Annotated in this window: 16 protein-coding genes; 5 read left to right on the top strand and 11 right to left on the bottom strand. The window is 39.5% G+C overall.

Annotated features, from left to right (window positions below; all coding sequences use genetic code 11):
* Nucleotides 1–197 precede the first annotated feature (197 nt).
* A complete protein-coding gene (locus QUE86_RS03260) occupies nt 198–1,010 on the top strand; it encodes a DUF2306 domain-containing protein (protein WP_286259179.1) in 813 nt (270 codons plus the stop codon).
* 68 nt (nt 1,011–1,078) lie between these two features.
* Here the strand turns inward: QUE86_RS03260 and QUE86_RS03265 are convergent, their stop codons facing one another.
* From QUE86_RS03265 to QUE86_RS03290, 6 genes are all read right to left on the bottom strand, one after another.
* The gene (locus QUE86_RS03265; RefSeq protein WP_167658061.1) at nt 1,079–2,080 is read right to left on the bottom strand and encodes a glycoside hydrolase family 43 protein; all 1,002 of its coding nucleotides are present in this window, start codon (nt 2,078–2,080) and stop codon (nt 1,079–1,081) included.
* 206 nt (nt 2,081–2,286) lie between these two features.
* A complete protein-coding gene (locus QUE86_RS03270; RefSeq protein ID WP_286259182.1) occupies nt 2,287–3,771 on the bottom strand; it encodes an alpha-L-fucosidase in 1,485 nt (494 codons plus the stop codon).
* Nucleotides 3,772–4,118: 347 nt separating this feature from the next.
* On the bottom strand, nt 4,119–8,309 hold the full coding sequence (locus QUE86_RS03275) for a PKD domain-containing protein (RefSeq protein ID WP_286259184.1): 4,191 nt from the start codon (nt 8,307–8,309) through the stop codon (nt 4,119–4,121).
* A gap of 164 nt (nt 8,310–8,473) precedes the next feature.
* The gene (locus QUE86_RS03280; RefSeq protein WP_286259186.1) at nt 8,474–9,466 is read right to left on the bottom strand and encodes a Kelch repeat-containing protein; all 993 of its coding nucleotides are present in this window, start codon (nt 9,464–9,466) and stop codon (nt 8,474–8,476) included.
* 140 nt (nt 9,467–9,606) lie between these two features.
* A complete protein-coding gene (locus QUE86_RS03285; RefSeq protein ID WP_167658065.1) occupies nt 9,607–10,581 on the bottom strand; it encodes a DNA topoisomerase IB in 975 nt (324 codons plus the stop codon).
* Between the two features lie 64 nt (nt 10,582–10,645).
* A complete protein-coding gene (locus tag QUE86_RS03290; RefSeq protein WP_286259188.1) occupies nt 10,646–12,712 on the bottom strand; it encodes a catalase in 2,067 nt (688 codons plus the stop codon).
* A 436-nt stretch (nt 12,713–13,148) separates the two neighbouring features.
* Between QUE86_RS03290 and zigA the strand changes: the two genes are divergently transcribed.
* Together zigA and QUE86_RS03300 are read left to right on the top strand one after the other, a co-directional pair.
* Nucleotides 13,149–14,345, top strand: a complete 1,197-nt coding sequence (gene zigA / locus QUE86_RS03295) for a zinc metallochaperone GTPase ZigA (RefSeq protein ID WP_256854668.1) — start codon at nt 13,149–13,151, stop codon at nt 14,343–14,345.
* On the top strand, nt 14,345–15,013 hold the full coding sequence (locus tag QUE86_RS03300) for a DUF1826 domain-containing protein (RefSeq protein WP_286259191.1): 669 nt from the start codon (nt 14,345–14,347) through the stop codon (nt 15,011–15,013). Before zigA ends, QUE86_RS03300 begins: the two co-directional genes overlap by 1 nt.
* A 48-nt stretch (nt 15,014–15,061) precedes the next feature.
* Here QUE86_RS03300 and QUE86_RS03305 read toward each other — a convergent pair whose 3' ends face one another.
* Nucleotides 15,062–15,805 carry a hypothetical protein gene (locus QUE86_RS03305; protein WP_178927289.1) on the bottom strand — a complete coding sequence of 248 codons (744 nt, stop codon included), beginning with the start codon at nt 15,803–15,805 and terminating at the stop codon, nt 15,062–15,064.
* A 190-nt stretch (nt 15,806–15,995) separates the two neighbouring features.
* Here QUE86_RS03305 and QUE86_RS03310 point away from each other — a divergent pair, with 190 nt between their 5' ends.
* Nucleotides 15,996–16,469, top strand: coding sequence for a YqhA family protein (locus QUE86_RS03310; RefSeq protein WP_054560737.1), 474 nt, complete (start codon nt 15,996–15,998; stop codon nt 16,467–16,469).
* An 82-nt stretch (nt 16,470–16,551) separates the two neighbouring features.
* Nucleotides 16,552–16,860, top strand: coding sequence for a hypothetical protein (locus QUE86_RS03315; protein ID WP_058585610.1), 309 nt, complete (start codon nt 16,552–16,554; stop codon nt 16,858–16,860).
* Nucleotides 16,861–17,036: 176 nt separating this feature from the next.
* Here the strand turns inward: QUE86_RS03315 and QUE86_RS03320 are convergent, their stop codons facing one another.
* The 4 genes from QUE86_RS03320 to QUE86_RS03335 form a co-directional block, all read right to left on the bottom strand.
* Nucleotides 17,037–18,575 (bottom strand): glutamate synthase-related protein, encoded by a 1,539-nt coding sequence (locus tag QUE86_RS03320; RefSeq protein WP_167658067.1) that lies wholly within the window; start codon nt 18,573–18,575, stop codon nt 17,037–17,039.
* 500 nt (nt 18,576–19,075) lie between these two features.
* Nucleotides 19,076–19,666 (bottom strand): acyl carrier protein phosphodiesterase, encoded by a 591-nt coding sequence (locus QUE86_RS03325; protein WP_167658068.1) that lies wholly within the window; start codon nt 19,664–19,666, stop codon nt 19,076–19,078.
* A 407-nt stretch (nt 19,667–20,073) separates the two neighbouring features.
* Complete coding sequence (locus QUE86_RS03330; protein WP_256854675.1) at nt 20,074–20,796, bottom strand: hypothetical protein; 723 nt, start codon at nt 20,794–20,796, stop codon at nt 20,074–20,076.
* Between the two features lie 95 nt (nt 20,797–20,891).
* Nucleotides 20,892–21,638, bottom strand: a complete 747-nt coding sequence (locus QUE86_RS03335) for a CPBP family glutamic-type intramembrane protease (protein ID WP_286259202.1) — start codon at nt 21,636–21,638, stop codon at nt 20,892–20,894.
* Nucleotides 21,639–22,029: the final 391 nt, after the last annotated feature.

A 22,029-nucleotide genomic window follows, 5' to 3' on the forward strand; every position in this document is an offset into this window, starting at 1 on the left:
GATGAATAATTTACCAATCAGGTAAGTTTACTTTTTCAAAATCAACATGGCAAAAAGAGTTTGTTAGTGAATGTGTCAAACCCTGCATTGGCGGTCATAAATAAACACAATATTTCATTGATCAAATTCCGAATTTGATAAGAAATATTTCTCTAGCCCTTTATATTTGCGGTATTAGCAATAATGTAATGGAATTGATGATGTTTAACAAAAATAGCAAACTTACACCTTTGAAGGCGCTCAGATACAGTAAAAAGCTTTGGTTTATTTGCTTATTACTGGCACAAATTTGCTTTGTGGGTTATCTCATTCTTGGTTATGGAGTGACAAGTATGACCACAGGTCTATCTGGTTGGAATCGACTTAACAACACCGCTTATGTAGCAAATGATACCACGGGGAATTTGATGTATGCAGTGCATGTATTATTTGCTGTAGTGATGATTCTTGGCGGAAGCTTACAGCTTATTGAAAAATTACGTGCAAAATACAAAACCTTTCATCGATATAATGGCCGTGTATTCGTTGTTTTAGCTTGCAGTATTTCATTTGCCGGCATGTATTTAATGATAGTAAGAGGCACCGTTGGTAACACCTTGATGCATGCGCTGACAATGTTTGGCGGCTTAGTGGTTATCATCTCAAGTCTATTTGCAGTGAAAACTGCGCGGGCTCGTAACTTCAATGCGCATAAAACTTGGGCGATACGTTTATATCTCGCTGCTAATGGTGTGTTGTTTTTTAGATTACTGATATTTGCATGGTTTTTAGTATTTGGCAGCTTAGGGGTCGATAGCAAAACATTCACAGGCCCTGCCGTGCTTGCCGTTAGTCTTTGCTCTTACCTGATACCTCTTTTCATAGCCGAGCTTGTCCGCTATGCAGAACAAACTAACCATAAATTTATTACAATCGGAACGGCATGTTTGATGGCGTTTATATCTGTCGTGTTCTTAATCGGTTTATTTGGAGTAACGCTGGCAAACTGGTACCCCGCTATCATTGCTTAACCAAGCTTTAAAGCTAAAAAAGCCACCCAAGTAGGTGGCTTTATGATCTGAGTTTACGGCCTATAAAGTTAATAGAGTTCAAATAACGGGCGACCATTTTCGTCGTACTTCACTTCTAACACACGTGCGTGACGGTTTGGATCATAAAGAGGATCTTTTATAATCTCCTCAAGTGGACGGGTGTCTGTTTTTGGCACCACACTCGGCTCACCCACTGCGTGCTCATAGTCACGAGCATGGTAAATACACAGTGGCGTTTCACCATCTTCAGCAACAGTAAAACAGTTGTGACCCGGACCAAAGATTTTCTTTTCAATATTCGTCTCTAGCACTGGCGTACGTGTTTTAGTCCACGAATTGCGATCAAGTAAATCGCTATTTTCATCTGCTTCCATATAGCCCATGCAGTAGCATGCACCCGTTGCGCTTGCAGAGAAAGCAATGAAGATTTTACCGTTATGTTTTAGAACTGCTGGGCCTTCGTTAACCCAAAAGTCCACGCGCTCCCAATCGTAATCAGGCGTAGTCAGCATAAACTGTGCAGTTTTTAGTTTAATTGGTGATTCCATTTCAGCTAAATAAAGATTTGATGCAGCAAATTGGCCGCCTGTTTTTTCTGCCCAGCAGAAGTAACGCTTACCGTTATTTTCAAAAATGGTGGCATCTAAAGAAAAGTCAGTGAACGACTTTTCATCACCTTCAGCAGCTTGCATCATGCCAAGTTCAACCCACTCATCATTAAGTGGATCTTGACCTTTACACTCAAGTACATATGGACGTAACGCCCAAATATCATCTTCTTCACTGGCTGCAAAGTAGATATACCACTTGCCATCAAGATAATGAATTTCAGGCGCCCAGATATGACGACTCATTGGTCCGCTGTCGTGTTTAAACCAAATATCAAAGGTTTCAGCATCTTTTAAACCTTCTAATGTCTCAGACTTACGAAGCTCAATACGGTCATAAGTTGGTACAGAACCTGTAAAATAATAAAAACCATCGCTGTGCTTATGCACAAATGGGTCGGCACGCTGCTCTACTAACGGACTGTTTGTTTGTAATGTCATCTTGAAACCTGATCGTTATACTTATAATTTGTATTATTTTATTACTTTTTAGCGAGAACACAAATATAACATTATTTTTAACAGACAGTGAAAAGAAATGTAAGCTGCTCTGTGAGTTTCAATGTACGAGGAATTAAAAAGTATGAACCTAGCTCGTTATCAAACATTTATGGAAAAAGGGGGTTTCCCCCCTTTGTTTGGGATCACTAAAACGAGTCTTTTTTAAAACTCCTCTTAGATTTTTTAGATAAGACGAGATCAACTGCCATTACGTCACCCGATACCTTTTTCACTATTAAAGTGTGTGCTCCAGCTGATAAATCATGTTTTTCAAATATAATACTTTGCACTTGACGGAAGTTATTTTCATCAAAAGTTGAAAACTGTCCTTGATATTGACCATCGATGAGAATCTCAACAGTACCTTGATCAGCAGCTTTTGATGTAGCAAATACAATACTTGAACCTTGGAAATCATAACTAAAGTAAGCACCATTAATCATTGTAATGTGCCTATCTTGCATATACTCACCCATATTTGTTTGGCTCGCGCTGATCCAATATCCACTTTCGCTATAATGTATCCTTGGATCATCATCATTTACCAACTCGAGGCTTGAATAGGTGGTGTCACTTGTTGTGCCAAGTGCATTACCAATAGTCTGAATTTGCACCAGACGATCAGCAATCCAGCTGCCATCGGCATTGATAGCCACATCTAACGTTATCAACCCACCTTCATCAACAATTAGCTTTACTCTGTTAGCTATTTCTGTGTTCGAATACTTTAAGCTGCTCTTTACTTGTCCCCATCCCCCTAAAGAGGTATAGGTAAATCCATGCCACTGCACTTTTGAACCTAAAGCTGTTATGACTTTTTTAGAAGAAGGTGCCTTAGGTAACTCGTTAGTTTTACCTGATGTGTATTGGCTGTGTGGTTCTTTGGGTGCAAAGCTATGCTCATCACCAGCATGAAAACTGATCGTCGCATTTGGGTTGCCACTTCGAACAGACTGAGCAAGTTGATCAGCAACGAAATAAGCATTCTTTGCCTCGAGTTTTTGTTTCGATTCATCTGCTTCAAACCAATTATCAAACCACCAGCCAGCGATGTTGGCTCCCCAAGCCTGTGATCTTTCGCTGATAAAACCGGTTATAAACCAATCAGGGTAAGGTGCTTTAGTTTTTGTACCCGTCCACCTATCCCCTAAGTGCGAAGGTATATAAGCAATTAGCTTAATGCCTTTTCGTTTAAGTGCTTTGGCTAAATCCAAAACAAGGTCACGGGTAGGCGTGTAATCAGCCTGATTTGAGTTAACTTGGGTGATACAACCAGGCGCAACTTTTTTGCTTGGGCATGCTGGCGAGTGTAAGTCGTAAATATCACTCGGGGTCGATAAATAACCTCTATTTTGAGTAATCGTAAAAATTACATAGCTATAACCAAGCTTGACTGCTTTATCTGCATAATCGTTGACATCAAAACCATTAACGTAGTGATTCCATTCGTTGTAGTCTGTTATTTTATACCATGCATTATCTAGAGTACCTCCAGCAAGGTAATGATGACTTATCCCCCACTTTGCATCTTTCATCCAGTTAACTTCGCCTGGTAACTGGGATGCACTCGAACCTAAACTGGCAATGACTACTGTAATAACAAATATAACTTTAGAGGAGCGACTTTTCATCACTACTAAACCACATGAAAGCTGACACTTGCACGAGTTTAACCATTTACATTTAATCAACAATAAGCTTGCTCTAGGAAATCGTCATCCAAATCGCTACATCACTCAATAGTAAAAGATTAAGTAGTTGAAAATTAGACATTAAAAAACCTTGTACTATGTGAATTTTCTGACTCGTAGACAAACATTAGATTAGTAAAAATGTTAGCGCTTTAGTTATCAGCTGAACTTCTAAATAATTATGTTGTAGGTGATGAACCTACACTAAAGCCTCCTTCTAGATGCTTTTTTTGGGGTATAAAAAAAGCCGCTACAAATGTAGCGGCTTACTACTAAGCAAATCTTATTTAATCAAAACTATGTTTAATTAAACGAGTGATGATGCCATCTCTTTTTAAACCATAAAACTGATTATTAACATCAAGTAAATGGCCGCTAGACTGAGAAGCGATACTGTCTTGCTCAACAAAATTAGAAAGGTTTAGACGAATGACCTTTGAATCAGTTAAAACCAGCGCAAGATTTTGTGTTTCATCGAAAACAACTTCAATGATATCAGAATCTAACCCAGCAATAGCCATACCATGGGTCATGTCGCTACTGTAAAACACATCACCGCCACGACTTATAACGAACTGACCATTAGGTGTAACCCAAACACGACCATTTATTTCATAATCGCCATGATAAGGGCTGTCTCCCAATGCTTCTATATTCTCACCACTTATGTCAAATTTTTCAAAATCTGACGGGAATGATCCCGTATCGGCAGCGAAAACAGTATTACCAGTTGGGTGTAAATCTAAAACTCCTTTTTGATAAATATCTGTGTAGCTGAATACATTGCCATTAAGCCCGTTAAGTGCGTATATTCTAGTATGTTGCCCTGATCCCGATGAAACAATGAGTTTGTTTTCTTGATTTATAACAAGATCAAATGGGTCAGTTGGCACTGAATAGACATTTATTTTCGCTTGTTCAGCTAAGTCAAAAACAGCAATGTAACCACTTTGCTCTTCTGCAAACCAATACATACTGTGCTCTTGTTTAAGCAAAGATACATAAAGTCGCGAGCTATCTTGAGACACCGTCATATTTTCAGGCATAAAGTCGAACTCAAAATATTTCTCGGTTTCACCTGTTAATAAGTCAACTAAATAAAGTCGCTTAGCTTGTTTATCTGTGACATATAGCTTTTGCCTCACCGAATCAACAGCTGTATCTGTAACTCTAAATTGCAACTCAAACGCTGTGCTATCAGTCACTTGTGTTCCATAGTCAGTGCCTTGAGCTACCTCAATTGTAATCATTTTACTATTGGAAGCACCTGCAGTGTCTTTGACTTGCAGAGTAATATTTTTGCTACCAGAAAGAATATACTTTTTGCTAATGAGAGGATCAGAGCTAAAGCCAGTATCCCATAGATTATCGCCATCAAGGTCCCAGCGATATTGTAAGTTTGCACCATCTTCTGCATCAGTACTTACTGCAGCATTAAATTCAAAGTTATCACTCGTTGTGCCATTTTCTGGTGTATAGGTAAAATCAGCCACTGGCGCCATGTTAGTACCACATATGGAACAAGGATGCTCAACCAAAACCATCGTTGTTACTGCCGACTCTGCACTCAACACTATTACTTGGTCATCATTAACAATCACATCGAATGCATTTTCTACTTCAATACTGCCAGCTTTAAACCACGTAGACAGATTAAAATAAGGCACTTCACCTTTATCAGTAACAATAAAAGCTAGATTTTGTTGAGAGTCAAAATTCAATGCTGTAATCAGCTCATCCCCTTCTTCAAAACCTTCTAGCGTTTGTACGTAAGTCATATTGTCGGTACGGAATACATGACCACCACGGCTAATTAGATAGTTACCATCAGGCGTTATCCAAACACGGCCTCCTATAGTGAAATCACCATGATATGGAGAGTCTCCAACAGAGGTAATGCCAGCTCCACTAATATCAAACTTTTCAAAGTCAGATGGGATAGAGTCAGTATCTGCAGCAAACACATAATTACCCGATGGGTGCAAAGTTAAACGTGCAGCCTGATAAATAGAAGAACTACCAAGAACATCACCATTTTCAGCATCAAACGCATAAATGTAAGTCCATTGTCCAGAGCCTGAAGAAACAATCAGTTTGTTTTGGTCATTTATGACTAGGTCATAAGGGTCAGTTTGAATTTCAAATAAATTGACTTGGCTTTGCTTTTCTAAATCAAACACCGCAATGTAGCCATTTTGTTCTTCACTCCACCAAAATGAACTATGCTCTTGAGTAAGAAGAGCAACATAAAGTAGCTTACCATCAGGTGATAATGTCATTCGCTCCGGCATAAACTCAAATTCGAAGTACTTTTTAGTTTCGCCATCAGCTATGTCTACAACATATAATCGCTTAGCTGATTTATCTGTGACATAAAGCTTTTGTCGAGGTACGTCAGTAATTTTTGCTGTTACATTTAATTGTAATTCGTAAGCAGTGCCATCAGTTATGTCACTGCCCGAATCTTCCCCTTGTGCAACATTAATTTCAACCGTAACACTGTCAACAGCACCAACCGTATCCATTACCTGTAATGTTACGAAATGAGTACCTGCAGTTATGAACTTTTTACTTGTATCAGAGCTCGTCGTAAAATCAGTATCCCATTGACCATCATCATCAAAGTCCCAGCGATATTGTAGTTCAGAGCTCTGTGTGTCATAGCTACTCGAAGCATCAAATTCATATATATCAGTTGTTAAACCAGTATCTGGCGTATAAGTAAAGTGAGCTACAGGAGCTGTATTGCCGATACAATCAGCGCATTGATAAGGAGTCTTAATCACATAAAGAGTGTTATCGCTTTTAGTGACTGAGTATGTGAATTGCTCAGCAAGAAACACTTGCTGAACATCTCCAGGCTGAGTAATCGTTCTGAAAACTTCTAATGACTGAAGATTTAGTAAATATGTATTCCCATTCGAAATGGCAAAAGCAACGTTGTTTTGTTCATCAAACTGAATATCATCAATAGCAAACATTCCGAGCACTTGCGAAACGTGAGTCATATCAGAGATATTAAAAATATTACCCCAACGAGAAAACACGTAGTCTTCTGAAACCCAAAGACGTCCTCCAATACCATAATCACCATGATATGGAGAGTCACCGCGTGAAATGATGCCTTCACCACTAATATCAAATTTCTCAAAGTCACTCGGACTTAAAGCTGTGTCTGCAGAAAAAACATAGTTCTGGCTAGGGTCTAGTCTTAAGTAAGATTGATGATAAATTCCTGCAGACCCCACTTGGAAGCCTGTATCAGCATTGTAAGCAAGGATTGATGTCCATTGATTGGAGCCTGACGAAACAATCACTTTTCCTGAATTTGTCGCTACAATATCAAATGGATCTACGGCAACACTAAAACGTTTTTTTTGCTGGAATTTATTTTGCGATAAGTTATAAACAATAACCTCGCCACTCCCCTCAATTTCTGAGTAATATTCAAAGTCTCGATCAAGTAGCGACAAATAAAGCGTATTATTTGCTATTGCCATTCTTCTTGGCATTTTTTCATACTGCAGTGTTTGAATTACGTTCCCTGTATCAGGGCTAACAATATACAAAGACTTATTAATTTGATCGGTAATGAATACTCTGTTTGTAACTTTATGATAGAGCATATGAGTAATATTTTTAATCGACGAATCGAGCGCATTACTCATACTCAGTGTCGTATCATTAATATCATCAATACCATCGTTATCATCATCAGTATCAGCATTATCGCCTATGCCATCTAAATCAAAATCTGCACTCTCACTATTATCCCAAGGGAATAAATCAGCCCCATCAGAAACACCGTCGTTATCATCATCTGTATCAGTCGCATTACTGATGCCATCTGCGTCTGAATCAATAACCTTAGAGCTGGATAAAGTGCTCGAAAAGTGGGAAACTGCAAATTCTTTCGTTACAAAATCAGTATCAGAAACGGATACAAAAAGGCCTTTTTGTATTAATAATTGAGCAAATTCCTCAGTTGGCAACGTCAGGTCATCATATGAAACACCTGCGCTTTCAAGTTGTTGAACTAGGTCACTATCAAGCGTTATTGAATTTGACGGGTCCTTGTCTTCATCTAAAGATTGCAACAATCGAATTGTATTGAGTACGACTGGAGTGTATAAGTTTTGGCTGTCTAAAACATCTAGTGGCGTGACTAGGCTTGCAGCATTAATTGTAGGAAACTCGATACTCGCAAGGAAAAAAGTAACATTGTCGCTTTCTTGGTATTGAAATTCTCCCGCGCTATTTGTAACACCAGACTCACCTGAACTTGTCGTATAGCTAAGGCCTGCAACAGCCGAATCTAAAAAAACGCCTGTCATTAAGACCGGTTCTGGCGTTGGTGTTGGGTTATCTATTATAGGTTGTTCTGATTTAGAGTCTCCTCCACCACCGCCACCGCATCCGGTAAGCAAGGCAACAGAAAAGATCAACGAAAAGAGTATTTTTGAACGAGTTCCATTCATAAAACAATTCCACTTTATGTAATCATTATTGGCTGTTTAGTATACATTTGTTCCTAAAAAAACAAAATACAATTAACATTTATTAACAAATGAAATTTAATTTTATGGGGTGAAATTTTACAACTCATTCTGTTTTATTGAATGGTTCAAATGTTCTAAAAAATCTATTTCAAATTATCTAACATCATCTGTGCATTATTCACTGCTTTGCTTGTTTCAGACAATCCCACTTTTGTGGCGCCACCCACAAGCCAAATTTGGCCTTTTAACGTGATGGCCCCTAAGCCATGACGAGGCGTTTGCCATTCGAAAGCTTTGCCCCATTGCTGCTTGGTTAAATCATATTTAAAAACCTCACGGTCAACCCCTTTGCTATGTTCACCGCCAAACACATAGATAGCATTATCAATAACTGCCGCTGCATGCCCGGCACGCGCTTTGGGTAATGCTGCATGTGCCTGCCAAATGTCTGTATCTGGTAAGTATTCGAGCATTTCTGTGATTGGCTCGCCACCTACTGTCCTGCCACCAAGCACAAACCACCGGCCGTTTACTTGTGCACTTGCCGCACTGTTTCTCGCTGAAGGTAAAGGTGCCGCTTCTGTAAATGTAAAGCTTTTAGGATCAAAGACTAGATGCGCTCTAACATCTAAACTATGCTGCCATTGTCCATTTTTCTCACTGCTTGGGCTGCGGCCGCCGGCTAAATGTACTTTTCCATTTAACACTGCGCCTACGGTTTCACTTAATGCAAAAGGCAAGCTCGCCACTTTTTGCCATGCTTTAGCGCCTTCATCTAGCATTAACACATCACGGCTATTGGTCCATTGGCCTTGCGCATTAACGAAACCTCCGAAGGCAAATAATCTTTTTTCTACTGCAATTAAATAAGTATGATGACGCCCCTCGGGCAAACTGGGAGCGGATTGCCAACTTAAGTATTCTGGTGACCAAAAATGAACTTTTGCAGTCATCTTACCCTTTGATGCTGGCAGTTCAGTAGAGATACCACCTGCAACCCAAACTTGTTGATTCATTACTGTAGGGTAGATTTCTTGTATAGCCTCAGGAAGCTCAGGTGCTGAAACTTCATTAGCCGATAAAGTATAAGGTAAACAAGTAATAAAAAGCGGTAACAACCGTGTAGCTAAGCGCATATAAATCCTTAATAAGCAGTTAATTAGCTAAAGGTTAAGCCAGCCATACTTATTAGTACACTGCCAAATAGTCTTACTTATTCTGTCATTGTTGTTATCAGGAATTGGCATTGCTTGACTACCAGCAATAGACAAATCTACTAGCTGAGAAAGAGTAGCAGTCCTCGCTCGTATCTATTCAAATACTTCGTTTTACGGGGCAGTTTTAATTGCTTTCTTAAAGCAACCTGGCTGTTTTCATCCTTTTTACATAAATCAATAAGCGCCGGGTGAATATAAGAATTACGTGCTATCGTTGGCGTATTACCCAAATGGCTCGATACCGTTTCTAGCATGTCGCACAAAGGGAGCTTTTTCTTTGCATTATAAAAAGCTTCGAATGCTAAAACACTTGCACGCCAGGTTCTAAAGTGTTTTGCACTAAACTCCTCTCCCATTACATGCTGAATAAATTGATTAACTTCACGTGAAGTTACGGGAATACATTCACCATCCTCTTTGTATTGAAACAGGTTTTGTCCGGGTAAATCTTGCAACTCTTTAATAATGGTGCTCAAAACACGATCTGTAAGGTTAACCTCTCTCACTTTGCCAGATTTAGCTTTATATTCTAAGCGAATATTTTTCCCTGTTATCTTCGCATGGCGGCGACGTAAGGTTGTCGCTCCAAAACTATTATTTTCTTTCGCGTTTCGTTTAGATCCTATCCTCAAAGAGCCTAAATCCATCAATCTAACAACTGCGGCTAATGTCCTTTGATAGTCAAGTGTATTACCTTCTAAATATTCAGCTAACTTTGCTCTAAGTAAAGGTAATTTATTTCCGAAAAGCTCACACACTTCGAACTTTTTTAGTTCCTGCTGCTCTCTAAAATCTGGATGATAAAGGTATTGTTTTCTTCCCTTTGTATCGTAACCAGTTGCTAAGATATGGCCATTTTCCTCAGGACAAAACCAAACATCTTTGTATGCAGGAGGGAATGCTAGTGCATCTAAACGGGCGATTTCACTTTTATCATTAATCCGCTTACCTGTAGGGTCGTAGTAAAGCCAACATTTAGAGTGACTTTTTCGAGTAATACCGGGCAAATTATCATCAACATAAATTAATTTCACTGCACCTTCTCACTATATAAATAATCATTACTCAAGGCGAGTAGCCCCCGCCTTGAAAGATGAGTTATCGTTGCCAATAACGAAGTTGTGTTAGTGTCTGAAGAAAGTCACATGCCTTGCACGTTTCTAGGTTAATTATGCCGTCGTCTTGGTTTCCATTTAAGCCAACAGCTTTTAACAGCTCCATAGAGCTTTCAGTAAAACCAATAAACTTTTTGTGTGAGTACGCATCTGAAACGAAATCTCTCGCCTCTGGAATTTTAATTAACTCTTTAGCACCTTCCTCTGATGTCAGTAAAACAACTGCATCATACAAAACAGAAGGGCCGCCGTTAATAACTTGCTCAGCTCCAAGATGAACACCAGTAGAACTTTTCGCTCCACCTATCTGGGCTGCAATGATTTCAAAGTTCGCACCTTGCTCGTTTAGTTCACTAACTAATGAATTAAATAGCTGATCGTCAAAGCCATCACTAACGAGAATACCGAGCTTCCTTCCCTCAAAAGTATTTAAAGCACTTTTTTGAATACTCAGTGCATCAGATACAGGTAAATCTTGGCGAGTTTTTAGTGCAGCTTCAGCAGGGTCAGGGATTGTTTGCAAGCCCAAACCAGAGGCCACTAATTTAGCTAACTCGCTATCAATATTTAGTAAATGAGACACCACACGCTCCCTAATAGCTAAATGTTCCACTTTTGAAAGTTCAAAAATCAATGCGTCCTGAATATGTGATTGCTCTATCTTAGTTTGACTTATATAAAACTGCCTAGCTTGGCTGTAATGATCGCTGAAGGTTTCTGATCGATACCTTAGCTTGCTACCTTGCGTTTCTTCATCAGAACTTTTAAAGCCATGAACAGGACATTCTCTTGGATTGTTTTCATCACTTTGCCAAGAGTTTGGCTCATAATTTACTCTTCCTTTGGGGTTATGCATTGCCATGTGACCATCCTGATGAAAGTGGTGCATTGGGCATTTAGGTGCATTAATAGGGATATGAGTGAAATTTGGCCCTCCCAATCGCTTGGTTTGCGTATCTAAATATGAGAAGTTACGCCCTTGTAATAGTGGATCTGGCGTAAAATCGATTCCGGGAACTATGTTCTGTGTGCAAAAAGCAACTTGTTCTGTTTCTGCAAAAAAATTATCAACCACTCTATCTAAAACCATTCGACCAATGATCTTAACGGGTACTTGTTCTTCAGGGATAAGCTTTGTTGCATCAAATACATCAAACTCAAAGTCATCAGCAAAAGCTTGGTCAAATACCTGTACGCCAAGTTCCCACTCAGGGTAATCGCCATTTTGAATTGATTCCCACATATCGCGACGGTGAAAGTCAGGATCTGCTCCATTAATTTTAACAGCTTCATTCCAAACCACTGATTGCATGCCTGATTTAGGTTTCCAATGGAATTTAACGTACTTTTGCTCACCATTTTTATTGATAAACTTAAATGTGTGAACGCCAAATCCTTCTATAAAGCGTAATGAACGTGGAATAGCTCTATCAGACATTGCCCACATGACCATGTGCATAGATTCAGGCGATAAACTAATAAAGTCCCAAAAATTATCATGAGCCGTTTGCGCTTGCGGAAAACCACGATCAGGCTCAGCTTTAGCGCTATGGATCAAGTCTGGAAATTTCATCGCATCTTGGATAAAAAACACAGGAATGTTATTACCAACTAAATCCCAGTTTCCCTCTTTTGTATAAAATTTAACAGCAAACCCGCGCACATCCCTTGCTAAGTCAGGTGAGCCCTTACTACCAGCGACCGTTGAAAACCGAGTAAATACAGGTGTTCTTTCGCCTTTTCGTTGAAATATATCCGCGCATGTCAGCTCTTCAAGTGTTTCGTAAGTTTCAAAGTAACCGTGTGCCCCATAACCTCTAGCATGCACCACCCTCTCAGGAATACGCTCATGATCGAAATGAAACATTTTTTCACGAAAAATATGGTCCTCCATTAATGTTGGACCACGCTTACCTGCTGACAATGAATTTTGATTATCACTAACAGGACAACCTTGTGCTGTAGTCATTGTTGAATACTGATTATTTGCATGTTGATGTAGCTCACCACCATGCCCCTTTTGACCTGAATATCTAAATGACTCCGGCATAAGTTTCCCTTTATTTTAAATTCGTTAAATTGTTATTACGTAAATTTAGGAAAACTAATAAGCAAGTAAAAAGCCAAAATTAAAATAAACAATATCAACAAGTTAAAACAAAATTAAATAACTTGTAATTAAACTTATTACACAATTTGTGTAATTTTTTCTAGCTAAAACAATCTGAACCACCTATTTTAGGTTTACCCTTCCCCCCATAAAAAACACTCAACATTCGGCATTTATTAACTTCGTCTTCTTTGGCAAGCACACAATAAAAGCTCAGATTTCACTAATAAACAGCAATGCGATTGCGTATTACACTTCACTACCGTGAATCTTTATCTTGCATTAATACATAACAGCTATTCCTAACCGCCCCTTTATTGATATATTATAACAAAACATTTAACGATTTTGTTTAATCTAATTAAGGGTCACTACCATGAGCAAACTTCCCGTCACCGTGCTCTCTGGCTTTTTAGGTGCAGGTAAAACCACTGTGCTCAGCCATATTTTGAATAACCGTGAAGAAAAAAAAGTGGCTGTAATCGTCAATGATATGAGCGAAATAAACATCGATGCAGCAACTGTTAAAAACGATGTTTCGCTTAGCCGCGGCGAAGAAAAACTAGTAGAAATGAGCAATGGTTGCATCTGCTGCACACTGCGTGAAGACTTACTCATTGAAGTACGCGCTTTAGCGAAAACCGGCCAATTTGATTATTTGGTTATTGAGTCAACCGGTATTTCAGAACCTCTTCCTGTAGCCGAAACATTTACCTTTGCCGATGAAGATGGCGTATCACTTTCTGATGTTGCTAGGCTTGATACCATGGTCACGGTCGTTGATGCCGTTAACTTTTTAAAAGACTTTAACGAAGCCAAGTTTTTACAAGAAACCAATGAGCACTTAGGCGATGAAGATGAGCGAAGCGTAGCCGACTTACTCATTGATCAAGTTGAATTTGCCGATGTCATTTTAATTAGTAAAACAGACTTAATTAGCGCCGATGAACTTGAGAGTTTAAAAGCCATTTTAAGCTCATTAAATACCTCTGCAGAGCTGATTGCCATTGAAAATGGCCAAGTTGATATCAATGCAATTCTCGGCACAGGCCTGTTTAACTTTGAAAAAGCTCAGCAAGCACCTGGCTGGCTAAAAGAGCTGCGCGGCGAGCATACCCCAGAAACCGAAGAATACGGTATTAGCAGCTTTACTTACGAGGCCCGCCGCCCTTTTCACCCTGAGAAGTTTTATAACTTTATTCATAACAATCAACCCGAAGGCAAACTACTTCGCTCCAAAGGCTATTTTTGGTTAGCCTCTCGACCGCAATTTGCCTGCCAATGGAATCAAGCAGGCGGCATTGCTCGCTATGGTTTTGGCGGCATTTTTTGGAAAGCCTTACCGAAAGATCAGTGGCCAACAGATATCGAATACTTAAATTCAATTAAACAAGTATGGCAAGAACCCTTTGGTGATATGCGCCAAGAGCTGGTTTTTATTGGCCAAAACCTTAATCAAGCAGCGATCACACACGCACTCGATAACTGCTTACTCAGCGACGATGAACTATTAGCAGGCAAAGCGCTTTGGCAAACCCTGCCCGACCCATTTCCTGTTTGGGAGGAAGCATAATGACAGTTTACGCATTTGAACATGATACTGATAACTTACCAACATCAGTAGCAACGGCGTTAAGCCCTGTGGTGTTTTCGCATATTTATAAACCAGAGCATAACATTGCAATTTGGCAGCGCAGCTTAGCTGAACAGCTGCAAAAAGAGGTAGCCGAGAGTATTGCAGCCAATCCTGATCTCAGTATAAACGCTGTGATCAACGAGGATTCTATTCGAACTGACATTGATAAAGCTCTTGAAAAACTTCCATCAGCGCAGGAGTTAAAAGCTGATTTGGCAAAGTTAGTTGATATGTTTTGTTATTTATTTGAGTTAAAGCGCACCGGATTACGCCTAAGAGTACTTGAACGTGCCATGTGCCCACGTTTTCATGTCGACAGAGTTCCTTGCCGGTTAGTCAGTACATATTGTGGTAGTGGTTCCCAATGGTTGCAAAATGCAGGACTTCATCGCACTAAACTTGGCGCTGGTCATCAAGGGTTAAGCGATGAAGAATCAGGATTAATGACAGCAAATACTAAAATTCACTCTCTTAATGAGGGTGATGTAGCCCTATTAAAAGGCGAAACTTGGCAAGATAACGAAGGTAAAGGGCTTGTGCACCGCTCACCTGCACTTGCTGCTGGCGAAAAACGGCTACTTGTAACCCTCGACTTTATTGCTTAATACAAGCGTACCAGCTGCGTCTATTAATTCTAATAGGCGCTATTTCACTCAAGAACACGCTATAACTGCACATGGCTTTAAATTAATGAAAAGCATACTAAGCGCACTTGCAATCGCTGTTAGAGCAAACATCCTTAGTAACAAAATTAAGACATTCCCTGCACCACCAGCAAAAGTGCCTTTAAAGCTTAATGGGTAGCCATGAAAAACCATTAAATATAATACGTTAAAAAGCCCTACCCGCATCCCGTCAATTTCATGGGTATCACCATTTTTTAAGTAAATTTCACACACTTGCAAGGTGGGTAATCTAACTCGTGGTTCGCCAAACTTTCGTTTGCGTTTTAGATCCATCGTATAGTGAAATAACACCTCTGCGATTTCATTTTTAGCAATTGTGATGGGACGATTTTGGTGCTTTTTAAACGTCAACTTATCAACTTTAAGCTCATCCTTGCTTATGCTCATTGCCCATTTAGAACCAAAGCCATACTTCTTGTAAGTCATGACGCGCTTAGTAATAAACACCAATAAAAAGCTTGTAAGGCAAATTAAAAAAGCCAACCATGGTTTAACAACATCTTCTAAATAAAAACTAGATAACGAAATCGCAGATACCATGAGCGCAAAAATCACTTCGCTCCATCCTGATAACGTCGCTAAGCCTGGCAAAGATTCTAGTTCTGTTAATGAATCTTCGGTTAGTGACGATTTTCCTTTAAAGGCTGCATATCGAAACCATTTTTTATCATTTAAATCCAGTTCTAGTGAGTGCTTAGCCATCGAGCCCATAAAAATCCCTTTTGTATTAATGCTTAATAGAAGCAACCTTTTTATTCCTTAAACTTATACATAACCAGAGCTCGCTCGTAAATACTTAAAGAACTAATAAGTTAAGCCCCCTTAGCCAATGAACGTGCTGTATTTAATGAAAAACCAGCTAAGCTTCGTATAACAAAGAAATTTATATATGTGAGCTGATATGGAGCGCCTTTTTCAAAATAGCCGGTTTTTAGTCATCATAGCGATTATCACTACAGCAATTTCGTCATTACTTGTTTATATAACCTGTGTTAACATCGTTTTTAATGTTGTTAAAACGACACTTATATCATTGCCTGACTCTGCTAAGGGAGGGAAAGAGATGATAGTCGAGCTTTTAAAAATTCTCGACTTATTACTTATCGGTATTACTCTTCAAGTTATTACCATCAGCCTGTACCGGCTATTCATTTCGCCTGCAACCACAAAGAGTAGCCAGTTTTTGGCCGCCTTTCATATCGAAGATTTTCATGACTTAAAAATTACTTTAGTGCAGGTAACATCCGTCATTTTAGTGATTCTGTTTTTAGAACACGCCGTTGAATTCGGCGGCACAATAGAAACCCTCTACCTTGGTATTTCTATTGCGATTGTCGTTGCCGCTTCGACCTTTGCATGGCGTTCAATGAAATAACCTTTAGTTTGGAAGCAAGAAAGTTGTTGCTGCAATCAAAGCTTAGTTATAATCGACTTTTCGACTCGATTTTGGTTTTTAAATGAAAAAGCTTTCTAAAGTACAATTAAAACAGCAAGCCCTTGTATTAAATGTTGCCGACGCCCTTGAAGAGCAAGGTCGCGCAGAACTTGAAGGCATGTTGCAATGCTGGTTTGATGTGGAATACCACTTATTCCCAGGCTCATTGCTTTTATGTTTTCAATTTGAAAACCAGCAATCACTCGATGCAGCGACCCCAGAGCTATTAAAATGGCAAAAACGCCTAAGTGGCGCAATGCTGAAAAAAGGTGTGATTTTAAAAGACATGCGCAGGCATTTAGTATTTACCCTAAAAGGCCCAGACGATTAAATCGGATGAGTTAGCAAGAGTGTAGCCGCGATTTTATATCGCGTAGGGATGGTGCTAGGTGCTAGGTGCTAGGTGCTAACATCATAGCGTTGGTTTTGGGTTGGAATACCCTCCCCTTTGACTTTTTTCGGCGTTAAAACGCCTCCTACACCTCGCATCTTGTCCCTCGAAACTCGCTAACTTATTCCAACACCTGCATACTTAACACCAGATAACAACGCCATATCTTTGTGCCATGTTGCTAGATCATTAGCATTGAACTTAGCTAAAGAGTCATGACCACATGCCCTTGCCATAACCGACATTAACTCAGTTGAAGCTTCAAAAAAGTTCTTCAATTGATTTGCTGACTTTTCAATATTTAAGCGCTGACGTAAATCTTGCTTTTGTGTGGCAATCCCTGCTGGGCAGTTATTGGTATTACACATACGCGCAGCAACACAGCCAATTGCTTGCATTGCACTATTCGAAATCGCCACCCCATCAGCACCTAGGGCAAGCGCCTTTACAAAATCAATCGGCAAGCGTAAGCCGCCTGTTATGATCAAAGTAACATCACTTGCACCTTGTTCATCTAAGTACTTTCTTGCTCTGGCAAGTGCAGGAATAGTTGGTACGCTAATATGATCTCTAAAGATCTCAGGAGCTGCACCCGTGCCACCACCACGACCATCAAGAATGATGTAATCGGCACTTGCATCGAGTGCAAATTGAATATCTTCCTCAATATGATTAGCACTTAGTTTAAATCCGATTGGAATACCACCCGTTACCTCGCGCACTCTGTCAGCAAACTTTTTGAAATCGGCCGCACTGTGTAAATCTTTAAATGTTGGTGGTGAAATCGCCGAAGTACCCGCTTCAATTCCTCTAACCTCAGAGATTTTGCCAACATTTTTGTTGCCCGGTAAATGCCCCCCCGTGCCTGTTTTTGCCCCTTGCCCGCCTTTAAAATGAAAGGCTTGCACATTTTTTAATTTATCTTCGCTATAACCAAAGCCTGCACTTGCTAACTCATAAAAATAGCGTGAATTGGCTTGCTGCTCTTCAGGAAGCATACCGCCTTCACCTGAGCAAATACCCGTACCAGCAAGTTCAGCTCCTTTCGCTAAGGAAACTTTGGCTTCTTCTGATAAAGCACCAAAACTCATATCAGAAACAAACAGCGGAATAGCCAGTTTTAATGGCTTTTTCGCTCGCGGGCCAACCACAAGCTCAGTATTAACAGCTACATCTTCCATTAAAGGTTGCGTTGCCATTTGTGCGACCATCAACTGTAAGTCATCCCATTTAGGTAATTGATATCGTGGCACCCCCATCGACACCATAGGACCATGATGACCAAGCTTTGATAATCCTTCTCGAGCTAATTGATGAATAAGCTCAACGGTAGGTTCCTCTTTAGTTGCTGTAGCAACTGGCGAATCAGAGGCTTGAATTTGCACGCCCGGCCCTTCTTGACCAACTAGGCTTTGATCAAATTGTTTGTGACTACCATCACAAAATGGCGCATTGGCAGTGTGCTTACATTGGCATAAATAGGCATCGCCCGACTCTTCTGCTGTAAATGCTTTGGGTTTGAAATCGGTTCCGGCATGTGAGCCGTCACAAAATGGCTGGTTTTTAGAACGCCCACAGGCACAAAAGTAATACTCTTGCCCCTGTTCTAAGGTGACTTTTTTCGGCGAAACGGCTGCAATTATAGGTTTGCTCATTATTGTTCCCTCACGGTTGCTACATTACATTGCTATGTTCAAAGTACAGCGATTGAGGTAAGTATTAATTTAAGGCTTACTTGCTTTACAAAGGGTAGTTCAGCTCAGTTAAAAAACGAGCTCGTAAGCGCCTTAGAATTTACTTAGCTATCACTAATCGACTATATAACCGCAACAAGCAGCCAAGATATCAGCCATTTCATATTTTAAGGTAAGAGGCAAATCGGTTTATAAAGCATTGTGGGAGTAATTATCACAAAGAGGAAAAGAGACGCTAAGCTTAAGAGGTATTATTAACAACAAATTTGATGGTTTTGGTGGGTTACTCATTCACTTCTCACTCTCTTCTCTTTGTGCAAAAAATATTGAACCACAGAGTACACCGAGGCGCTTCGCGCTGCACAGAGAAAAACAGTATTCAATACACGCGAAATAAATTTCACGCCTACGGGTGAGCATTTCAGCTCATCTGTTGGGTTTTGAGTCTGAAAGCTAATAGCTTAAAGCTGCTTTTCCACCCCTGCTTGCTTAACATGCTCAATCAGCTCGGGGAAAAACGCTAAAAACACAGCGTCTAACTGTTGATAATGGCGGGCAATATCTTCAGCGGCTCCTGCAAAGTTGTTGGTAAAACGAATACGTCTGGCGATGTTATCAAGGGCAAGGCTAACCCCATCGAGCGTTTCATATTCTTTAAACCAATCATTGTTTGTAATACTGGTAACAACTTGCTGCATGCGTGAAGGCATCATGGCTTGGCGCGCATTTAAAAGGCCATAACTGTGCTGTTTGAAATCAGCCAATGGTAGGTTATTAAACCGCTGCCAATGCTGAATAAGAAAGTGATCGAACGCCACATCAATTGCAACACTGGCAAAGCGTTTACGCGCTGGCGAAAAATACTGCTTAGCCTCTTTTACAAGTGGATGTGAGTCGGTAAACCTATCAACCAAATAATGATTTTCAAGGCCATTTTTAACCGCATCGGATAACTGCTCTGAATATCGACGTCCACCAAAATCACCCAGCAGATTACCAAAGTGTGAATCAGCCGTCGGTTGTGCTAAATAAAGGTGAGCCAAGTAGTTCAACGCATTCTCTGAATTAAGTCATTTTATGTATTGTAAAAGAATACTTGTAAAAGGGTCTAGAGATCGAGTTGCAAGTAAACAAATTGTGCCGCAACTTTATCTTGCGTAGCAATGGTTTGTAGGTGTTTTCTGGCATTGAGCGTTTTAAATAGATCATCGCGCTAAATAAATTTCAGGCCTACAGTAACGTGTTTAACCATAGCGATATGCAGGCACAATCAACTAAAAGCTTAAAGCTCTTTTGTTTTAATCTGACTTCTTACGACTGATATCTAATATCTCCATTTTTGTTCGGCGTTAAAGCGCCTCCTACACCTCGCATCTTGTCCCTCTAAACTCGTATCTTTCCCCTTACAACTCGCTAACTTAAGTACTTTAAGTCTGATAACTTTATAAATAGCTCACCTTTATGACTTTAAATTAAAAGCCAACATTACAAGAGCCGAAATGATCGCAGAAAGAGAAATTAGCCGCATAATCAAAATCACAATATTACCAGCACCACCTGCAGTCGTGCCTTTAAAGAACAGCGGGTATTGATAGAATTTTAAAAGATATAACACATCAAAAAGACCCACTCGCATATTATCTAGTGTAACAACCTTGCCATCTTTTTGATGAATTTCACAAGCGTGTAAATTGGCCGTTTTATCGTCCACAATACGGCCACTTCTGCCATGAAAAGTATAATTAAAAACGATTTCTTTGATATCGTCTTTAGTGATATGCAAAATTTTTGAAGCTTTTCCCTTTACTGCTTGCCTATCTATTTCGAGTGAGTCTTTTGATATGCTCATAACCCACTTACGACCAAAGCCAAACTTGTTATAAATCATGATTCGCTTGGTAATAAATACACAAAGGTAACAACTCACACTAGTTACAAAAGCGGATATCGGCTGCATCATTTCTTGTAACACTAGGCTCATTACAGCAATAGCGATAGTCATAAAGAAAAACAAAAACTCAGCGCCACCCGACAACACAGCTAAGCCCGGTATCGACATAAGTTTTGTATTAGAATCAGCCTGCAAAACGGGCTTTTTATAGAAAGTTGAAAACCTAAACCAAACTCGGTCGCTCAGGTTTAAATCAAGGGAGTGCTTCGAAAGTGGCTGATTATAATCCATTATTTAAGTTTCCATTTTTAAAACACAATTCTGCCATTACTTTTCCATTAAGCCAACCTATCTACTTGAAGGTACATTTCCTTTACGTTCAAGCACTAAACTAACTGCCCAACAAAGTTCACCATATTGTGCGCTACAATTGGAAAAACAAGACTGCCAGTACGCTCCCTTAACCACAGCAAAATAAATCCATAACTCCCAGTTAATACGATTCTGAATGCAGACAAATGCCACTCACCATCGATATACATAACACCATGAACTAGACCAAATAATAAAACTAAAAGTAAGCCTGCAATGTTTATTTGCGAGCCAAAGAAATTAATTCGCGATGAAACAACAGCCAATGAAAAACAAAATAGTAAAACACCTCTAAACATTGGCTCTTCATCGAGTCCTGGGATAAGAGCTTGATAGAGTAATGTTTCAAAGTCGTAATTTGGTCCATCGCCTAGGCTAAGCGTTACAATAACTTGCAATGCTATAAACAAACTTAAAACAAGCATTGCTGGCTTTATAGAGCCTTCATTCTGACTAAAAGTAAAACCTGCCTCCTTGATTTTAAAGTCACTTTTAAAAGCGGCTAATGAAGCTAAAACTAAGGCCCAAACAGTAATAGCGACTATTTTCCCTGACCAATTCCATTTAAGATCTGAAAAGACTAAATCCAGTGAGATGAGTTCTTTACCTTTGAATAAGGCCAAGAAATAGCAAAATAGAATAAAAAGAGTTCCAAGAAACCAAGTTAGGTTTATTGTAACTTTATTGAGTGTTTTTAAAATTAAAACGAGTAATAGAACAACGCCTAGATTGGCGATCATTCCAAAATACATATCTGGCATAACCATCCTTGGTGAGCTTATTAGCTCAAACTTTATTGTTGTTTAATTTCTATAATAAACACAAAAACAACCAACTAAACAGATATTTGTTTGTGTTCAAATTCAAACTGAGCATATTTTTAACTTCCCAAAGCAAATGAACTAAAGAGAAATAATTTTCACAAAGAGGATAAGAGACGCTGCGCTTAAGAGGTATTATTAAAAACAAATTTGATGGTTTTCTGGGTTACTCATTCACTTCTCACTCTCTTTTCTTTGTGCAAAAAATATTGAACCACAGAGTACACCGAGGCGCTTCGCGCTACATAGAGAAAAACAGGGTTTGAAAATAATAATCACAAAGAGGATAAGAGACGCTGCGCTTAAGAGGAATTATTAAAAAATTGATGGA

Origin of the sequence: Pseudoalteromonas apostichopi (genome assembly GCF_030297135.1) — a bacterium.
GTDB classification, from domain to species: Bacteria; Pseudomonadota; Gammaproteobacteria; order Enterobacterales; family Alteromonadaceae; genus Pseudoalteromonas; species Pseudoalteromonas apostichopi.

What these genes read in the sequence shown, in the direction of transcription:
- QUE86_RS03260 (WP_286259179.1), top strand. Translation starts at nt 198, where the DNA reads ATGATGTTTAACAAAAATAGCAAACTTACACCTTTGAAGGCGCTCAGA.
- QUE86_RS03265 (WP_167658061.1), bottom strand. Translation starts at nt 2,080, where the DNA reads ATGACATTACAAACAAACAGTCCGTTAGTAGAGCAGCGTGCCGACCCA.
- QUE86_RS03270 (WP_286259182.1), bottom strand. Translation starts at nt 3,771, where the DNA reads ATGAAAAGTCGCTCCTCTAAAGTTATATTTGTTATTACAGTAGTCATT.
- QUE86_RS03275 (WP_286259184.1), bottom strand. Translation starts at nt 8,309, where the DNA reads ATGAATGGAACTCGTTCAAAAATACTCTTTTCGTTGATCTTTTCTGTT.
- QUE86_RS03280 (WP_286259186.1), bottom strand. Translation starts at nt 9,466, where the DNA reads ATGCGCTTAGCTACACGGTTGTTACCGCTTTTTATTACTTGTTTACCT.
- QUE86_RS03290 (WP_286259188.1), bottom strand. Translation starts at nt 12,712, where the DNA reads ATGCCGGAGTCATTTAGATATTCAGGTCAAAAGGGGCATGGTGGTGAG.
- zigA (WP_256854668.1), top strand. Translation starts at nt 13,149, where the DNA reads ATGAGCAAACTTCCCGTCACCGTGCTCTCTGGCTTTTTAGGTGCAGGT.
- QUE86_RS03300 (WP_286259191.1), top strand. Translation starts at nt 14,345, where the DNA reads ATGACAGTTTACGCATTTGAACATGATACTGATAACTTACCAACATCA.
- QUE86_RS03305 (WP_178927289.1), bottom strand. Translation starts at nt 15,805, where the DNA reads ATGGGCTCGATGGCTAAGCACTCACTAGAACTGGATTTAAATGATAAA.
- QUE86_RS03310 (WP_054560737.1), top strand. Translation starts at nt 15,996, where the DNA reads ATGGAGCGCCTTTTTCAAAATAGCCGGTTTTTAGTCATCATAGCGATT.
- QUE86_RS03315 (WP_058585610.1), top strand. Translation starts at nt 16,552, where the DNA reads ATGAAAAAGCTTTCTAAAGTACAATTAAAACAGCAAGCCCTTGTATTA.
- QUE86_RS03320 (WP_167658067.1), bottom strand. Translation starts at nt 18,575, where the DNA reads ATGAGCAAACCTATAATTGCAGCCGTTTCGCCGAAAAAAGTCACCTTA.
- QUE86_RS03330 (WP_256854675.1), bottom strand. Translation starts at nt 20,796, where the DNA reads ATGGATTATAATCAGCCACTTTCGAAGCACTCCCTTGATTTAAACCTG.
- QUE86_RS03335 (WP_286259202.1), bottom strand. Translation starts at nt 21,638, where the DNA reads ATGCCAGATATGTATTTTGGAATGATCGCCAATCTAGGCGTTGTTCTA.